Source organism: Planococcus sp. MSAK28401, assembly GCF_018283455.1.
Taxonomy (GTDB): Bacteria; Bacillota; Bacilli; order Bacillales_A; family Planococcaceae; genus Planococcus; species Planococcus alpniumensis.
On the sequence record NZ_JAAMTH010000001.1, the window covers coordinates 2,591,940 to 2,607,230 of the forward strand.

General features: G+C 47.6%; 19 protein-coding genes and 1 other annotated feature. Of the genes, 7 read left to right on the plus strand and 12 right to left on the minus strand.

The features are described from left to right. Window positions 1-34: 34 nt before the first annotated feature. Together G3255_RS13160 and G3255_RS13165 are read right to left on the minus strand one after the other, a co-directional pair. On the minus strand, window positions 35-406 hold the full coding sequence (locus tag G3255_RS13160) for a hypothetical protein (RefSeq protein ID WP_211654885.1): 372 nt from the start codon (window positions 404-406) through the stop codon (window positions 35-37). A gap of 21 nt (window positions 407-427) precedes the next feature. Beyond that, window positions 428-1,138 (minus strand): alpha/beta fold hydrolase, encoded by a 711-nt coding sequence (locus G3255_RS13165; protein ID WP_211654886.1) that lies wholly within the window; start codon window positions 1,136-1,138, stop codon window positions 428-430. Between the two features lie 544 nt (window positions 1,139-1,682). On the opposite strand from G3255_RS13165, the gene G3255_RS13170 reads away from it, so the two are divergent. Next, entirely contained in the window at window positions 1,683-2,219 is a 537-nt protein-coding gene (locus tag G3255_RS13170; protein WP_211654887.1) for a hypothetical protein, read from the plus strand. Here the strand turns inward: G3255_RS13170 and G3255_RS13175 are convergent. Both G3255_RS13175 and G3255_RS13180 read right to left on the minus strand, forming a co-directional pair. Then, complete coding sequence (locus G3255_RS13175; RefSeq protein ID WP_211654888.1) at window positions 2,203-3,033, minus strand: DUF4037 domain-containing protein; 831 nt, start codon at window positions 3,031-3,033, stop codon at window positions 2,203-2,205. The two genes, G3255_RS13170 and G3255_RS13175, sit on opposite strands and share 17 nt — an antisense overlap. Window positions 3,034-3,185: 152 nt before the next feature. Beyond that, window positions 3,186-5,237: a heavy metal translocating P-type ATPase gene (locus G3255_RS13180; RefSeq protein WP_211655889.1), complete on the minus strand. Its 2,052-nt coding sequence runs from the start codon at window positions 5,235-5,237 to the stop codon at window positions 3,186-3,188. Window positions 5,238-5,509: 272 nt separating this feature from the next. Here G3255_RS13180 and G3255_RS13185 point away from each other — a divergent pair, with 272 nt between their 5' ends. Next, window positions 5,510-5,842, plus strand: coding sequence for a four-helix bundle copper-binding protein (locus G3255_RS13185; RefSeq protein WP_211654889.1), 333 nt, complete (start codon window positions 5,510-5,512; stop codon window positions 5,840-5,842). A gap of 47 nt (window positions 5,843-5,889) precedes the next feature. On the opposite strand, the gene G3255_RS13190 is transcribed toward G3255_RS13185, so the two are convergent. Continuing rightward, on the minus strand, window positions 5,890-6,567 hold the full coding sequence (locus tag G3255_RS13190) for a response regulator transcription factor (RefSeq protein ID WP_211654890.1): 678 nt from the start codon (window positions 6,565-6,567) through the stop codon (window positions 5,890-5,892). After that, on the minus strand, window positions 6,560-7,948 hold the full coding sequence (locus G3255_RS13195) for a sensor histidine kinase (RefSeq protein WP_211654891.1): 1,389 nt from the start codon (window positions 7,946-7,948) through the stop codon (window positions 6,560-6,562). Before G3255_RS13195 ends, G3255_RS13190 begins: the two co-directional genes overlap by 8 nt. 336 nt (window positions 7,949-8,284) lie before the next feature. Here G3255_RS13195 and G3255_RS13200 point away from each other — a divergent pair, with 336 nt between their 5' ends. Beyond that, on the plus strand, window positions 8,285-8,917 hold the full coding sequence (locus tag G3255_RS13200; protein ID WP_211654892.1) for a YdhK family protein: 633 nt from the start codon (window positions 8,285-8,287) through the stop codon (window positions 8,915-8,917). Window positions 8,918-8,952: 35 nt separating this feature from the next. Continuing rightward, entirely contained in the window at window positions 8,953-9,405 is a 453-nt protein-coding gene (locus G3255_RS13205) for a DUF305 domain-containing protein (protein ID WP_211654893.1), read from the plus strand. Window positions 9,406-9,445: 40 nt separating this feature from the next. Here G3255_RS13205 and G3255_RS13210 read toward each other — a convergent pair whose 3' ends face one another. Then, window positions 9,446-10,702: an MFS transporter gene (locus G3255_RS13210; RefSeq protein ID WP_211654894.1), complete on the minus strand. Its 1,257-nt coding sequence runs from the start codon at window positions 10,700-10,702 to the stop codon at window positions 9,446-9,448. Between the two features lie 61 nt (window positions 10,703-10,763). After that, window positions 10,764-11,007 (minus strand) — a binding site (T-box leader). Between the two features lie 73 nt (window positions 11,008-11,080). Then, a complete protein-coding gene (locus tag G3255_RS13215) occupies window positions 11,081-11,380 on the minus strand; it encodes a hypothetical protein (protein ID WP_211654895.1) in 300 nt (99 codons plus the stop codon). Window positions 11,381-11,723: 343 nt separating this feature from the next. On the opposite strand from G3255_RS13215, the gene G3255_RS13220 reads away from it, so the two are divergent. Genes G3255_RS13220 through G3255_RS13230 form a run of 3 tightly spaced genes read left to right on the plus strand, consistent with a single transcriptional unit; the run spans window position 11,724 to window position 13,077 of the window. Continuing rightward, a complete protein-coding gene (locus tag G3255_RS13220) occupies window positions 11,724-12,269 on the plus strand; it encodes a hypothetical protein (protein WP_211654896.1) in 546 nt (181 codons plus the stop codon). Window positions 12,270-12,329: 60 nt separating this feature from the next. After that, entirely contained in the window at window positions 12,330-12,545 is a 216-nt protein-coding gene (locus tag G3255_RS13225) for a DUF6366 family protein (RefSeq protein WP_211654897.1), read from the plus strand. A 31-nt stretch (window positions 12,546-12,576) separates the two neighbouring features. Continuing rightward, entirely contained in the window at window positions 12,577-13,077 is a 501-nt protein-coding gene (locus tag G3255_RS13230) for a hypothetical protein (RefSeq protein WP_211654898.1), read from the plus strand. Window positions 13,078-13,439: 362 nt separating this feature from the next. Here G3255_RS13230 and G3255_RS13235 read toward each other — a convergent pair whose 3' ends face one another. From G3255_RS13235 to G3255_RS13250, 4 genes are read right to left on the minus strand one after another with little or no spacing between them, the layout of a single operon-like run. Then, window positions 13,440-13,823, minus strand: a complete 384-nt coding sequence (locus tag G3255_RS13235) for a hypothetical protein (RefSeq protein ID WP_211654899.1) — start codon at window positions 13,821-13,823, stop codon at window positions 13,440-13,442. Between the two features lie 24 nt (window positions 13,824-13,847). After that, window positions 13,848-14,039 (minus strand): hypothetical protein, encoded by a 192-nt coding sequence (locus tag G3255_RS13240; protein WP_211654900.1) that lies wholly within the window; start codon window positions 14,037-14,039, stop codon window positions 13,848-13,850. A gap of 26 nt (window positions 14,040-14,065) precedes the next feature. Next, window positions 14,066-14,527 (minus strand): NUDIX hydrolase, encoded by a 462-nt coding sequence (locus G3255_RS13245; RefSeq protein WP_211654901.1) that lies wholly within the window; start codon window positions 14,525-14,527, stop codon window positions 14,066-14,068. A gap of 17 nt (window positions 14,528-14,544) precedes the next feature. Further along, window positions 14,545-15,135 (minus strand): restriction endonuclease, encoded by a 591-nt coding sequence (locus tag G3255_RS13250; protein WP_249222124.1) that lies wholly within the window; start codon window positions 15,133-15,135, stop codon window positions 14,545-14,547. Between the last annotated feature and the right edge of the window lie 156 nt (window positions 15,136-15,291).

Sequence of the window (15,291 nt, forward strand, 5' to 3'; positions counted from 1 at the left end):
GTGATGCTCTGTGCTTACAAGCCATCAAACTTTATCATTCCGTGGTCAACGCGAATTCCTCAACTTGCCCGTCCCATTTGATCTCCACGTCCAACTCTTCATCTTGTTGAATAACCGCACAGCCTTCGCAGGTGCTCTTGCCGACCAGCACTTCGCCTTCATCGACCGAGACATTTCCGCTCGATGCGCCGGCAGTCGATTCAATTGAATAAATGATGGTTTCAGGTGGCGGCTCTTCGCCGGTATAGACGATTTTCCCTGTCGCTTCCTTGCTGTCCTGTGAAGTGGCGTCAACGGTGTAGAAGACATCCCAATTGTCACCGCTTCCTTTGAAGTCGTAACGGTCGGCTTCCGAACAGCCACTAACAATGAGCAGTACAATCAAAAGTGAACCAAGTTTTTTCATGAGATACGCGCCCCCTACTGATTAGTCGACGTGGCTAAGGAACAATTCAAGTGTTTTGGCATGCAATTCTGCTTGTTCGGCATGAACCAAATGGGACGCGAACGGAATAATCGAGACGCGCACATGGTCATGCTTACCAGGATAATAAAGGACGCCTCTCGTTTCGTTCGGGTTGCCTTCGCCTGCGATGTAGAGGATCGGCGAATCAATAGAAGATAGATCCTTCGTTTCTTCGAAAGGATACCAATTTTCGTGCTTCGCCATTTCAAAGAATTGCCGCCAATTGCCATTGTGCAATTGGTCGAAATAAGCGGTCGCTTCCTCGTATTGAAGCAATTGCTGTTGGTTGCTCGCTTCCTGTTCATGCAGTTGCGTCCAGTCACCCGGCTTTTCTGCGGTCACCCCAGAGATGGTCAGGCTTTTTACTTTCCCCGGAAAACGTTTCGCAAAAAAGATGGCTACTAATGCGCCGAGCGACGCTCCGACAATATGCGCCGATTGGATCCCTAAATGTTCAAGTGACTCCGAAAGATCTTTGGCACTGTCTTCAAAGAAATTACTTACATCCTCAGTTACGGAGTTTCCATGGCCGCGAAGATCCGGCACGATGACCTGGAATTGTTCCTTGAAATAATCACGCTGGTATTCAAAATCGGTGAGCCCTGTTTGCAACCCGCTATGAAGGAAAACGATCGGCTCCCCTTCGCCGAAACTTTCTGCGTGTAAGATCATTTGATCTCCCCTTGTCTTTGAATAATATGACCGCGTGCGCAAACATCAAAATTAGATAATATTGAAAATATGGTTATTTCTAGTGTAACGCACTTTCACAGATTATTCAGTATAAAGTGGCAGTTTTTCATGATTATAAGTGGTATAATAGAATTACCAAATAAAAAGATATGCATGCCTAACGCCAGGCGACAGCCGTGCAATTCGATTCACCCTCCTTTCCTGCTTATTACATAAAACTTGAGGAGGGGTTCCGATGAAGCGCCATTTGTTTGTGCTGTTTTTAGCCGGTGCGTTATTGCTTGCAGGATGCGGCGAACAGAACGACAAGCCACAATATGAAGCTGGAGAACCAGTGATTGCGGCTGTTGCTTAACACCGATGGGGCACGAGATTTTGATTTGCGCCGCCGAATGCAAAAAAGGACAAAGCAGCTGCTTTGTCCTTTTTTTTGGCTCTGTCTGTGCACTCTAGTTTCAGTCAGCTTTATTTTGTATAGTTCCATAGACTTCAGCTTGTTACAATGATTGCAGGGGGAATCCGCATGTACAAAGTTTTTTTATACATATTAGTTTTTTCTATATTGGCATTCATTGTATGGGGGAGTTTCTTCTGGCTACAGGTAAAAATCACTTTAAGTTTGATTGCATTGACGTTTTTGCCGGTTATTAGTAAAAAACTCTATAACGACGAGGCGCTATTCCGAAAAGGCAAAGCAGCGCTCTATGCTTCACTGCTTTTGACCGCCTTCATATTGCTCTCGACTATTAGTTCAATGATTATGGGTAACGGTGCAGATTTCGCAGCGTTATGGCTTACCATTTTTTTGTTCTTGGTTTTCCTATTTGGATCCGTCGTTTACGGGATTCCCGTTTCATCATTTTCTGATTTGGCGACTTCCGGTGTGAAACGCTATCGCTTTCCGCTTGCGTTCCTCATCCATGTAGAATTCGCGCTGTTTTCTTATTTATTTCTCGGGACGCTTATGTTTTTCACGTTATTCGTGGCCGTAGTGTTTTTCCTGTTCGATGAGCTTTTGCGAAAAAGGGAGACAACCCGTTCGCTCAAGTCTTTGGCCTGACAAACGCAGCTTTACGGGCAGCGTCGGAAAGGTCGATATGCGGAAGTTGTTGATGGATCAGCCCAAAGATTTCTTCAATGAGCGTTTCCAGTTCTTTGATGGCATCAGACGGTTCTTGAAAAAACACAGACTCCAAACGGGCGCCACAATTGTCCGGTTTGATTTCCATTAACGTGAGTGAATTACGCTGCCATTTAAACGCCGGATGAGGAATGAATTGTCGATTCAAGCCGAATAGCAAACCCATAATATTCGTTTGGACGGAGACGACCACTTTATAGAACATGAGCCAATCCTTCCGGTGAACGAGCGCTTCGCGGTTGTTCCAACGGCTTCCGAAGTCGCTATAGTGGTTAATCACTTCCACTTGCAATTCTGGCGGATAATGCTCGACATCTTTCTTTAATTGCTCGATCGTCTTATCGCCATAAAGCGCAATGCCGTATTGTACGGAAGCGGCTATGCACTGCATGTCTGGGTTGACCTCGAGTTTTTGGGTTACTTGATGGATGGTTTGGTGAATCGTTTCGGTGAGAAAACTGCTAATTTCGAATTTCACGCCGTTTACTGTGTAGGTTTCAGCCCACTCTTCCTCTTCATACGGGTGAAACTCCAATAGTTTGCCGTCCAGTTGATCGATGATTTGTTTACGTTCTTCTTCCGATGGCGCTTGCTTCCAAAAGAGGAGCAATTCAATATCCGAGAATTCGTCCTGCCAATTCCGAGACACCGATCCCGCGAGCATGATCGCTTCAATATTTGGGATACGCGCGTACTGTTCAGCAGCTTGCACCGCCAGTTTTTTTAGCTCCATTCCATCTCTCCGTTCGCTCTGATATTGGCAATCGGCCAAATCTTATTAGTTTTATTATATAATTTTCTTTCCACATTTCCTATCCCTATTACATATCAAACAGAAATAGAGCGTCCACTCAAAATGAATGGACGCTCTGTTTTTTCTTACTTTTAAGCCTTCAACAATTTCGCATTGATGGCGACGATGACGGTACTCAAGCTCATAAACACCGCGCCGACTGCTGGGCTGACGATGATGCCCCACGGCGCCAAAACGCCGGCAGCGAGCGGGATGGCGAAAATATTATAGCCAGTCGCCCACCACAGGTTCTGGACCATTTTGCGGTAGGTCTTTTTCGACAGCTCGATGAGCGCGACGACATCGTTCGGATTGCTTTTGACGAGCACGACGTCTGCCGTTTCCATTGCGACGTCCGTCCCGGCACCGATTGCGATGCCGAGGTCGGCGGTCGCCAGTGCCGGGGCATCGTTTACGCCGTCGCCGGTCATGGCGACGCGCCAGCCTTGGTCTTTAATTTTCTTAATTTGATTCGCTTTATCGTCCGGCAGCACTTCAGCATACACTTCATCGATGCCGAGTTGCGCGGCGACCCAGTTCGCGACTTTCTGGTTATCGCCTGTCAGCATGATCGAATGGATACCTTTTTCCTTCAAGGCCGCGACCGCTTGTTTCGCTGTGTCGCGCACCATGTCAGCAAGCGCGATCATGCCGGCAAGCTTGTCATCAACCAGGACGAAGACGACCGTTTTGCCTTCTTCCGACAATGCGTTGAAGACGGATTCGTCATAGGGCAAGTTTTCACCTTTGATATAACCGGGGCTCACGGCGTTAATTTTCGTGCCGTCTACTTGGCCTTGTATGCCTTTGCCGGTGATGGATTCGAAATCGGTGACTTTGCCGATCGTCAAATTCCGGTCTTTTGCCGATTGGACGATGCCCGTTGCAATCGGGTGTTCCGAGTTCTGCTCGATCGCTGCAGCGAGTTGCAACACTTGGTCCTCGCTATAGCCCTCACTCGCGATGATATCAGTGACTCCAAACTCACCTTTCGTCAGGGTTCCTGTTTTATCGAAGACGACAGCGTTCAAATTGCGCGCGCCTTCGAAATCGGCACGGTTGCGGATCAACAAGCCTTGCTTCGCTGAAATCGATGTCGAGACCGCGACGACGAGCGGAGCCGCCAGGCCGAGTGCGTGCGGGCAAGTGATGACCATGACCGTCACCATGCGTTCAATGGCGATATCAAAGGAATAGCCGAGGGCGAGCCAGGCGAAAAGGGTAACAAATCCGGCAGCAAGCGCCAAATAAAACAGCCATTTCGCAGCACGGTTCGTTAAATCCTGCGTTCTCGATTTGGATTCCTGGGCTTCTTTGACCATCGTGATGACTTGGGACAAATACGAATCTTCTCCGGTCTTCTCGACTTCCACGACGAGCGAACCCTCTTTATTGACCGAGCCGCCGATGACCGCATCGCCGTCTTCTTTTTCAATCGGGATTGATTCACCCGTCAGCATCGATTCATCGACAGCGGAACGGCCTTCGACAATGACGCCATCAACCGGGATTTTCTCGCCCGGCTTGACCAATACCCAATCCTTATTGCGGATTTCGGACAAAGGCACATCTTCGACTTGTTTATCGTCATTCAAACGGTGTGCTTCATTCGGCATCAATTTGACGAGCTGTTCGAGCGCGTTCGACGCCCCCATGATGGAGCGCATTTCGATCCAATGCCCGAGCAGCATGATGGTGACAAGCGTCGCGAGCTCCCAGTACAACTGATTGCCGTCCCAGCCGAACACGACCAGGGTGCTATAGCTATAGGCAATGGTGATCGCAAGCGCAATCAAGGTCATCATGCCTGGCGCTTTGTCTTTCAATTCAGCGATGCCGCCCACGAGAAACGGCCAGCCGCCATAGAAAAAGACGATGGACGATAAGGCGAACAACACAAGCATATCGTTGTCAAAGCGCCAATCGACGCCCATAAAATGCTGGATCATCGGCGAGATCGCGAGAATCGGGAGTGTCAAAATCAGCGAGATGAAAAACCGCTTCTTGAAATCCTCCACCATGTCTTCGTGTCCCCCGTGCCCATGATGGCCATGTCCGCCTCCATGTTCTTCCGAGTCATGCTCGTTATTTTCATGCTCTGTGTGCACATGCTCTTCCTGCACGGTCGAATCGTCTGCATGCATGCTATGATCTGCACTTGGTGAATGATCGTCTGCATGCGGTTTCGTTTCGTCATGTTTTGCCATTAGCTTTCACCTCTCGCATCGTTTTTCGGTTCTCTTGCTTTCATTATAAGCAACAAGTATCGAGAAATTATCGAGAACGGCCCAATCGCTTTTTTTGAATTTGTGCAGTTTCTATGGAATTTCCATGGAGTTCAGCACATTCCGTTTACTTCCAGTTCGAGCGGAAAATTTCCCTACAGACAACCTAAACTAATGAGGAGGTTTTTGGAATGGCTCACGAACAACATCAGCAATTGCTCGACACGCTGCACGAATGCATGGCGGCGTGCAACCATTGCTTCGACGCTTGCTTAAAGGAAGACGACGTCAAAATGGTGGCGGAATGCATCCGGCTGGACCGGGAATGCGCAGACATGTGCGCATATCTGGAACAGGCAATTACACGCAACTCGCCGTTCGTCCCACAGCTCGCGAAGGTCTGTGCGGAGATGTGCCAGGCTTGCGGCGACGAATGCCAGAAACACGCCGATATGCACGATCATTGCAAACGCTGTGCAGAAGCTTGCCATAAATGCGCCGAAGCTTGCCGTGCAATCGCATAAGACGGAGAGAGCCAGCTGGAACGTTTCCAGCTGGCTCTTTTGTGTAGTTATTCGGCTTCGTTCAACCATTTATAGCCGACGCCCCAAACGGTCAGAAAATGCTTATCGATTGGAAAGCCGGATTGGCGGATTTTCTCCCGGACGTTGCGGACATGCGAATCGATCGTGCGCCCTTCCGTTTCCGAGTCATAGCCCCAAATGAGCACAATCAAATGATCGCGCGAAAACACTTTGCCAGGGTTTTTCACTAATTGCCCGACCATGAAGAATTCTTTCGGCGTCAGTTTGATCGGCGTGCCCAAATAGCTCAGCTCAAAGCGCTCTTCATCCCACTTCAAGCCTCCCACTTCAATGATGTTTTTCGGCGCCTGCCGCCTGAGCAGCGCTTCGATGCGGGCAAGCAATTCTTCTTCATTGAACGGCTTGGTGATGTAATCATCCGCGCCGAGCTTGAGCCCTTTGACGATGTCTTCTTGCTGCTCGCGCGCTGTCAGCATGATAATCGGCACATCGGAAAAGCTGCGGATTTTCGCACATAGCTCAAAGCCACTCATTTCGGGCATCATGATGTCGAGCAGGACGATATCGAACGCCTGCGTCTCCAAATAGCGCAGCGCTTCCCTTGCGCCTTGTGCTTTTGTGCATTGGTACTGATGGGGCGTTAAATACAAGGACAGCAAATCGAGCATGCGCTGTTCGTCGTCGATCAATAAAATTTTATGCATGCCCATCCCCCCTTTTCAAAGTAATCGTCAGGGTTGTTCCGGTGTTTGGCACAGAGTCGATATGGATTTGTCCGCCGTGCGATTCGACCAATTCCTTGGCGATCGCAAGCCCGAGCCCGCTGCCGCCGTACTTGCGGGATCTGGATTTATCGACGCGGTACAAGCGGTCGAAGACGAATGGCAAATCTTCTTGCGGAATGCCCTCGCCTTGGTCAGCCACGCTGAGGAAAATGGATGTTTCGTCTTGGCGCCCTTGCAAGGTGACGATGGTGTTCGGCTCGGAATGCTTGCGCGCATTATCGAGGATATTGAGCAAGACTTGCTGGAAACGCGCCGGGTCTATCCATGCGGTGATTTCCGGTTCGCAGTCGACCGATATCGTGATGTTCTTTTCATTGAACGCCGGACGCACGAGCGCAGCGACCGAATGGCATAGCGCATCGATCGGCACCTGTTCTTTCTGGATCGAGAACTGGTTGTGGTCGAGCTGTGCCAGTTCGAATAATTGCTTGATAAGCTTCGTCAAATGGCCGGTTTCCTCGCGAATGATTGCAAGGTACTCTTCCCGCTCTTGTTCCGTCAGCCCAGGGCGGCTCGCAATATCGGCATAGCCTTTCATATAGGTGAGCGGTGTGCGCAGTTCGTGTGAGATGCTCGCGAGAAAATCGTTGCGTTCTTGCTTGAGCCGGTCCAAATCATCGGATAGATGGGTGATGGCATTGGCCAGTTCGCCCAGTTCGTCATTGCGTTCGATATGAAGCGCCACCTCGCTTTGCCCTTTGCCCAGCTTCTCTGTCGCTTCTTTCATGCGAATGAGCGGCAAGGTAATAAAGCGCGACAACAGAAAAATAGTGATGACCGTCAATAATACCGAGATCAAACCAGCGAGAAGAAATTGGTTTCTCATACGGTCGACCATTTCTTTGATATGATTCGTTTCCGCGAACATAAAGACATGGCCTGGATGCTCGCCGCCGATGGTGAGCGGGCTGTCGGTCGCGATAAAGCGCTCGTCTTGCCAATTGTCTTGGAGGATTTCGCCTTGTTCCGGCACTTGTTCGATATCGGTATGGCCGAGCACCTCGAGCATCTCCGGCTCGATCCGGTCGGAATGGGCCAATTCATTGCCGGTTTCATCCGTGATGATGACAACAAAATCCGAAGAAGATTCCATCATCGCGACGTGGGACAAGGTCGATTCGTTAAAGCTGTCTTCGAGCACTTCGCTATGGGTATTACCCCTTGCCAATAAATTCGACATTACTTCATCGACGCGTTCATTGACATAGGTGATGTAGAGCGTCGAAAACAAGAACAATTCGATGCTGACGATGAAGACGAAAAACAATAGGCCGATTTTTAATGCCAGTCGATTGAACATATACTCCCTCTTTCAGCGCATCAGCCTGAATCTTATCAGGCTTGCGCATTCATGTTGTGCTTAACTTCGAGCTACGCTTTCCTTTGTCCTGCCCCCTAGATAGAGACAAAGCTATTTCTACTGTCTAGTGTAACGGATAAGTTTCGAGTTTTTGTGCATATCCGGGGAAAACTACTTGCTTCTGTCATGAAAAACTTAATTAATTTCAAGAAAGATAAATTGTCACCGTTCCTGCACACATTATGCAGAACTTCGGGGTAGCTTAAGAATATAAGGCGTGATTCACTACTTATTTGATGGTTAGTACGCATACAACTAAGAAAAGAGGGGTAGAAGATGGTTAAAGAGAAGATGATGATGGGTGCGCTGTCGATTGTGGCTGCTTTGGCGCTAACGGCGTGCAATGCAGATCCGTCGCCGGCTGACGCGCCGGTGGATATGGACGAGCAGATGGATGATCACATGGGAGAGAACTCCGGTGACATGAACGACCAAATGGACGAGAATATGGACGACGAGGACGGCCATATGATGGATCATTCCGGCTCCGGAGAAGTTCCGGATGATTTACAGGAAGCACAAGACCCTGAATACGCTGTCGGCACTCAGGCAATCATCACAACCGATCACATGAACGGAATGAAAGATGCCGAAGCGACCATTGTCGGAGCTTACGACACCACGGTTTATGCGGTGAGTTACACGCCTGCTGGCGGCGGTGAACCGGTTGAGAACCATAAATGGGTCATTCACGAGGAATTGGAGAATGCCGGAGATGCCCCATTCGAGGAAGGCGATGAAGTCGTGCTGAATGCCGACCATATGCAAGGCATGGACGGAGTGACAGCGACGGTTGACTCTGCAGAACAGACGACCGTCTATATGATTGACTTCAATGCGACTGACAGCGGAGAGAAAGTGACCAACCACAAATGGGTCACAGAAGATGAATTAGCGCCTGTGGAGTAAAACCCAACAAAAAAATCATAAAGGAGAGAGAGATGATGAACAAATACTTGAAATTCGGGATCATGATCGGAACTTCTACTTTCATTATGTATTGGCTGATGTATTTGAATGTGTTCCAGCTCGACCATATTTTCTACAGTGAAACGCGCTTGTATATGGCGCTCATCATGGGCTCTGTCATGGCCATCGTCATGATGCTGTTCATGTGGCCGATGTACAAGAACAAGAAAGCGAATGCCGGAATCCTTGCCGGCAGTGCGCTGATTTTCGCCTTATCGCTTTATCTCGTGCGCAGCCAAGTGCTCATTGAAGATACTGGCTGGATGAAAGCGATGATCCCCCACCACTCGATCGCGATTTTGACGAGTGAACGCGCGAACATTTCGGATCCTCGCGTGAGACAGCTGGCGGATGAAATCATTGAAGCCCAGCGCAGGGAAATTGACGAGATGAAGCAATTGATCGAGGACTTGGAGAATGAAGAATAAACATAAAGAAAGGCTTGCCGAAAATCCGGCAAGCCTTTCTTTATGTGGTTGGCGTTTCGCCTTCCAATACTGCCTCTGCCAAGCCGCTTTCTTTGGATTGTTTGAAACTCACTGCCAATAGCAACACCGAGATCCCGAACATGACGGCGGTCGAGGCGATGACGACCGGCTGAACTGTCACAATTTCTGACGCAAGCCCAATGATTGCGGTCGTGACGATGATAAGCAGCGCTTCAAGCAGACTATAGACGCTGACGGTCCTGCCCATGACGTCGACAGGGATATGGTTTTGCGTGAAGGTGTGGAAACCGGTATTGGCGAAGGCGAGCGAGAACGCTAGGATGAAAAATCCGGTCGCTGCGCCGGCGAATGAACTCGAGAACGCGTAGACGAGATAACCAATCGACACCATCACCGATCCACCGCCGATCAATGCGGCGACACTCAATCTTTTCGTAAACACGGTGTTGACGATCGCCCCCGCAATGATTCCGGCTCCAGCAATACTCACGAGAAATCCATATTCGCCGTCTGTCAGGCCGAGCACCCGTTTCGAGAACGTTGCTTCCTGCGAATCGATCGCTGTGGCCATAACCGTCATGCAACTGAAGAGAAAAAATACGGACATGACGAGTGCCGCGCTCTTGCTGAAGGCGATGACGATTCTCCAGTCAGTGCGGATTATTTCCCAGGACATACGTTTAGAAAATTCCGTGGCGTCTGCTTTTTGTTCGAGCTTCGGCATGGCACTCAAAATGAGCGCAGAAATTAGGAGCGCAATTGCATTCAAGTAAATGGCTGTTATCGGTGTCCCCATCATGAACAAGAGACCAGCAACTGCCGGACCGATCAGAAAGGCGCCTGAGTCGATCAGGCTGCGGAATGCATTAAAATGCTGGCGGTTTTTCTCGGGAATGAGTTTAGTGATATACGTCATCGATGCTGGTTCAAACATCGAACCCGCCATATTGATGAGCAGCACGAATGCGTAAATGAGCCATAAAGTTGAAGCGAACGGCAGGCAAGCAATGAGCACTGCCCGCAACAGATCAAGCGTGATCATCAAATTGCGCTGGTTGACCCGGTCGGTGATGCTGCCCGACCAAAAGTTGGTCAATAGTGTCGCAGCGGGTTTGACAATGTATAGCCCCGCGACTGCAAGCGCCGAGCCGGTCATGTCGAGCACGATCAAGTTCAAGACAATCAAATAGACCCATCCACCGAAGTTGGCGATGCCAATTCCCATCAGTAACATGGCTACTTCCCGCCACTCTTTGTCTTTACCTATCTTCTTCATCTACCCCACCACTTCCCGCTTCTTTTCGGCAAAGAAAAAATCCCGCCCCCAAGACAATTGTCTTGGGGACGAGATTCCGGTCGTGGTGCCACCCCTGTTCGCCCATATGTCGCCATATGCGCCTCTTTCGGTACAGTGAATCTATACATGAGCTCTGTAACGGGAGCTCCCGCCGCATCATCCCCTCCTGGTTCCGACGCGGTGCTCAGAGGCTTGTTTCGCTGGCATCCTTTTGCCCCGTTTCACCACCCCGGAGCTCTCTAGGAAAAGGAATTGCCAGCTACTGTTCTCTTCATCGCACTGAATTTTGATTTTTACTAGATTACCATGAGCCAGAAGGATTGGTATATAACAAGTTTCTGCCCGTTTCATTAATATTCATTCAACTGTGACCCTAGAAGCAAGAAAATAAGGAATATCCGGTGTCGTGTCGAATGGCGTGACTTTGACGCGATCGCCTTCTTCTAGTTCCTCGAACGAGCTTGCAGCGCCGATGAATTCGGTATGGTCGGTTAGGAAAATCTCTTGAAAGGGTTCTTGCCGTGCATCATCGGTTTGGACGTCCAGCATAAAACTCGCCTCTGTCTTTTCCGCCACGGTACCGTGTAAACTTCCGCAACCTGTCAATAAAATCGATGAAATGATAAATAAGCCAAGCAGCTTTTTAATCGTCCCCACTCCCATCCCCGAAGGATCTATACATTTTTCACTCTTTGAAGCCATCTACCGTTTTTTTAATCGCTTTAATTACGAAATACACCAACACAATGGTGATGATCATCATTACGAGCATGGAAACCGGACCCATGATTTAGCCTCCTTCAGCTCACTGCAATTAATATGATTTTATGGAAAATATTGATAAATAAATCCTATCACACATATTCTAGGGAGAACATAGTCAATCGTGAGCAATTTTTCTCTAAAAAAATACTGGGTCTATGGAACTTTTTGGAATGATAAGTGTATAGTTAAATGAAGATCATTTCTGTGACAGCTATCTATTGAGGAGAGGATGCGAGTGAAGAAAAGATGGTTCATCGTTTTGGGTATCGTTTTGCTCTTCTTTCTTTCTTATGCTGCAACGACTTATTTCCAATATCAAATCGGCAATGAAACATTTCAACAGGATTTAACTGATTGGGTTAATAAAGGGGAAGCGGACTCAAAGAGGATTGAAATTTTAAGGTCCACCCAATTAGATAATACTTCATCCCATATCGTCCTTTTCGAACTGGATAGCGGAGAAATCGCTTTTGCGCACATGATCCAAGGATGGAATGGGAAATTCAAGATCGTCGAATCCGGATGGGGACCCGCGATTGCCTATCGCGACATCCAAACCGAAAACGGCAGCTACGGCGTCATCTATGGCGACAACTCGAACATCGAAATTGATCATATTCGCGCCGATTCCTTGGAAGTAACGTTCGGATTTGTAGCGGGAGTAACGAATGAATTGTATTTCATAAAGTATACGAAACTACCTGCTTCCATCCAGACAGCTTTTCCAATGGAACTGCGTTTTTACGACGAAAATGATACAGAGATTAAGGTAATGAAATGAGTTTGGGTCAATGGCGTTTGCCTTTTTTCAATAGAATACTCACTTTTAGGAGGAATCGATATGCCCAAAAACAACAAACCTGAAGACCAGCGCGATCGCTTGCAGTTGAAAGACCAGAAAGAACACGCAGGCAGCAATGTCAATGACTCGGCTAACCGCGCACAAAACGGCATGCCGGATACGCGAGGCATGGGCTTGAAAGAAATCGGCGGGGTCATTTTGCTGCTGGTGATTTTATTGATTGCTTATGGTTTGTATCAAGTGTTCTTCGGTTGAAGAAATGCTCTAGTTGAAGGGATTGGGGAAATTGAATAAGAAGATTTTGATCGTAGTGTTAAGCATAATGGTATTTGTGGCTTTAGTCGGCGGAACGCTTATTTTTTTGAAGAGCAACCCGCCGCTTGAAACGAATACATTGGCTTCGAACGAAAACCAGCATTCTGTGATTGTGGGATTTGGCAATAAAGGATGGGGCGATATTCAATTGACCGAAGTGGCGGTCAATGATTATGAAGAACCGACGGAAAGCAAAATCCAAATGAGCAATGCGATGCTAGGGTTCATCATCACAGATGATTTTGAATCCGTTGAAGCACAGCCGTACCGCTTCACCGAACTCGACGAGGCCACAATCAAAACCGGCACATCCCCTACCGAGACACTGGAAAAACAGAACAACGGCACCGCTTCTGAAGACGATGAAACTTACGGGCTCAGCGTGATGCATGATGAAGAAATCCATACCGTTCATATCAAATACAGTTATTTTGGCATCCCCTTATTTAAAGAAGTGAAAGTATCTTTTTGATTCGGATCTCTAAAAAACGACGCAGCTTATTGAAAAAGCTGCGTCGTTTTTACGTGTGTTTATTCAGATTGTCATGCCTATCCCTCTACCTCTAGATAGTGTGTTTCAGATTCAAGGCTCATTCCAAAGCCACCGGCGTTATGCTATGCTTGTTTTACTAACAATTAATTGGAAATGAATAAATCCAAGGATCTGTAGAGAAAATATAACTAAAAAGGGGATTTTACAATGACTTCTGTATTCCTGACTGGAGTGTTAAGTTCAATATTCACCTGGATTTTGCCGATTGCCATCATTATTGCATTGGTAGTGTTATTCAAAAAGGTAAATCGGTTAGAAAAAAAGCTCGATAAGTAGGTCGTTTAAGATTCTTCCTCATCCAAATTGAAGGTTTCCGATTTCCCATCCCATATGACTTCGACTTTAATTTTCGTATGCTCTTGAATGATCGCACAATCCACGCAGCTTCCGTTTTGCAGCGTCACTTTTCCATCATCTGTTACAGGCACATTCGTTGTTGATTGGCCTCGAATAACCGAATTCATCGAATAATCGATTGTCTCTGGTGCTGTGCCCGCTCCTATATACTCGAGCGCCCCCTCTACTTGCTGGCTGCCGCTTTGTGACTCGACTACTTTATACGTCATGCTCCAACTCTCGCTTTTTCCTGAATAAAGATATTGCTCTCCGCCAATACAGCCACTTAACAAAAAAACTGCGAATACGATCATGACCAGTTTCTTCATCGGGCTTGCCCCCTTATTCGATTGTTATTCCTCTTTCTGCTCAATCCGCCAAACGATGAACTTCACAAGCTCAGCGACAAAAAAGAAGCCGAGAACCCAGAGGAGTAGGCCGTTTACTGCCCCGTCCGCAAAGACCTTGGCAACTATATACCCGATGATGACAGCGGCGAGGAATGATAAATGGTAGGCCTTGTTTTCTTCTAAGTATTCTCTCATCAAATCCACTCCCATTCGCTGCGCATTTATTTCAATATCGGCAAGCTCGCCTTGTTTACCCAATCCATGATGAAGCGTTCCTGATGAGAGTTGATTTTCGGCAATTCGTCCGGGCTGAAGAAACGGTGCTCGTGGCTTTCTTCCCCTTCTTGCATCAACTCGCCTGAAAATTGCTGTGTGTGAAAAATGATTTGCACGCTATAGACTTGATCGCCATTTTGGTATTCGGCATAACCTTGCTCCCCTGAATAGAGGCCGAATAGCTGTAAGTTCTCTGCATGCAGGCCGGTTTCTTCAAGTGTTTCCCTGACGGCCGTCTCGAGAAAAGTTTCGCCAGGCTCCATGACTCCGCCCGGAATTCCCCACACGTCTCGGTCTTTCCGGTGCTGAAGCAAAATGTTGCCGTCCTTTTCCAGAATGATTCCGCAGCCAACCGTCATCAATAAATTCGAACCGATCAACTGGCGCATGTCTTGGATGTAATTCATTGCCATTCCCCCGTTAGTTATAGTTTCTCCTTATTGATGGTATCCCCTTTAATTTTTGAAGTTGTTGCTACCTTGCTGGTGGCAGTCTCTTTATTCATCTCCAGCATCCATCTCATGAGCATCACACGATCCACCAATTTCACTCCATTGGATGCAGCCAATTTCTTTGCCGGTTCTGTATAACCGCTATTGCTGACTACCCAGCACTCATCCACTTTGTAATGCAGTTTCGCCGTGGAAACTTCTTGTACGGCTTTCAATCCGACATTCTTTTTATAGCGCTTCGCTTGAACTGCGATTCTCCGCCCAGCTTTCGACAAAATGAGGTCTGCGCCATAATCTCCGGTAGCCGGTGTCATCTGCACGTGATAGCCTCTTTCTAAAAACAATACGCGGAGATAGTCTTCAAATTCCTTGCCTTTCATCTGATCCACTTGCAGCATGCCGGATCGCTTCAGTTTGCGGTCTTTTAAAATATTGGTGATTGATGCAAGCAAAAGTGCACCTAAACCAAATACGACCAGAAACCCTGTCAATTGAGGCTCAGCTGTAGCGATACTCCACATTAAATCCAGCCCTAATCGAAACCCACTTAAAAATCCCTCCATAAGATACCCCTCCAGTTCTTTTTAAACTCCTTTATACCTTTAAATATACCAATAAAATCCATAAATAGTAGAGAAATTTTAAATATATACTCTCAATGATCATATTTTTCATTTATACTCAATTAATCATCTTTAGAAGTGTAAAAGCAAAAAATC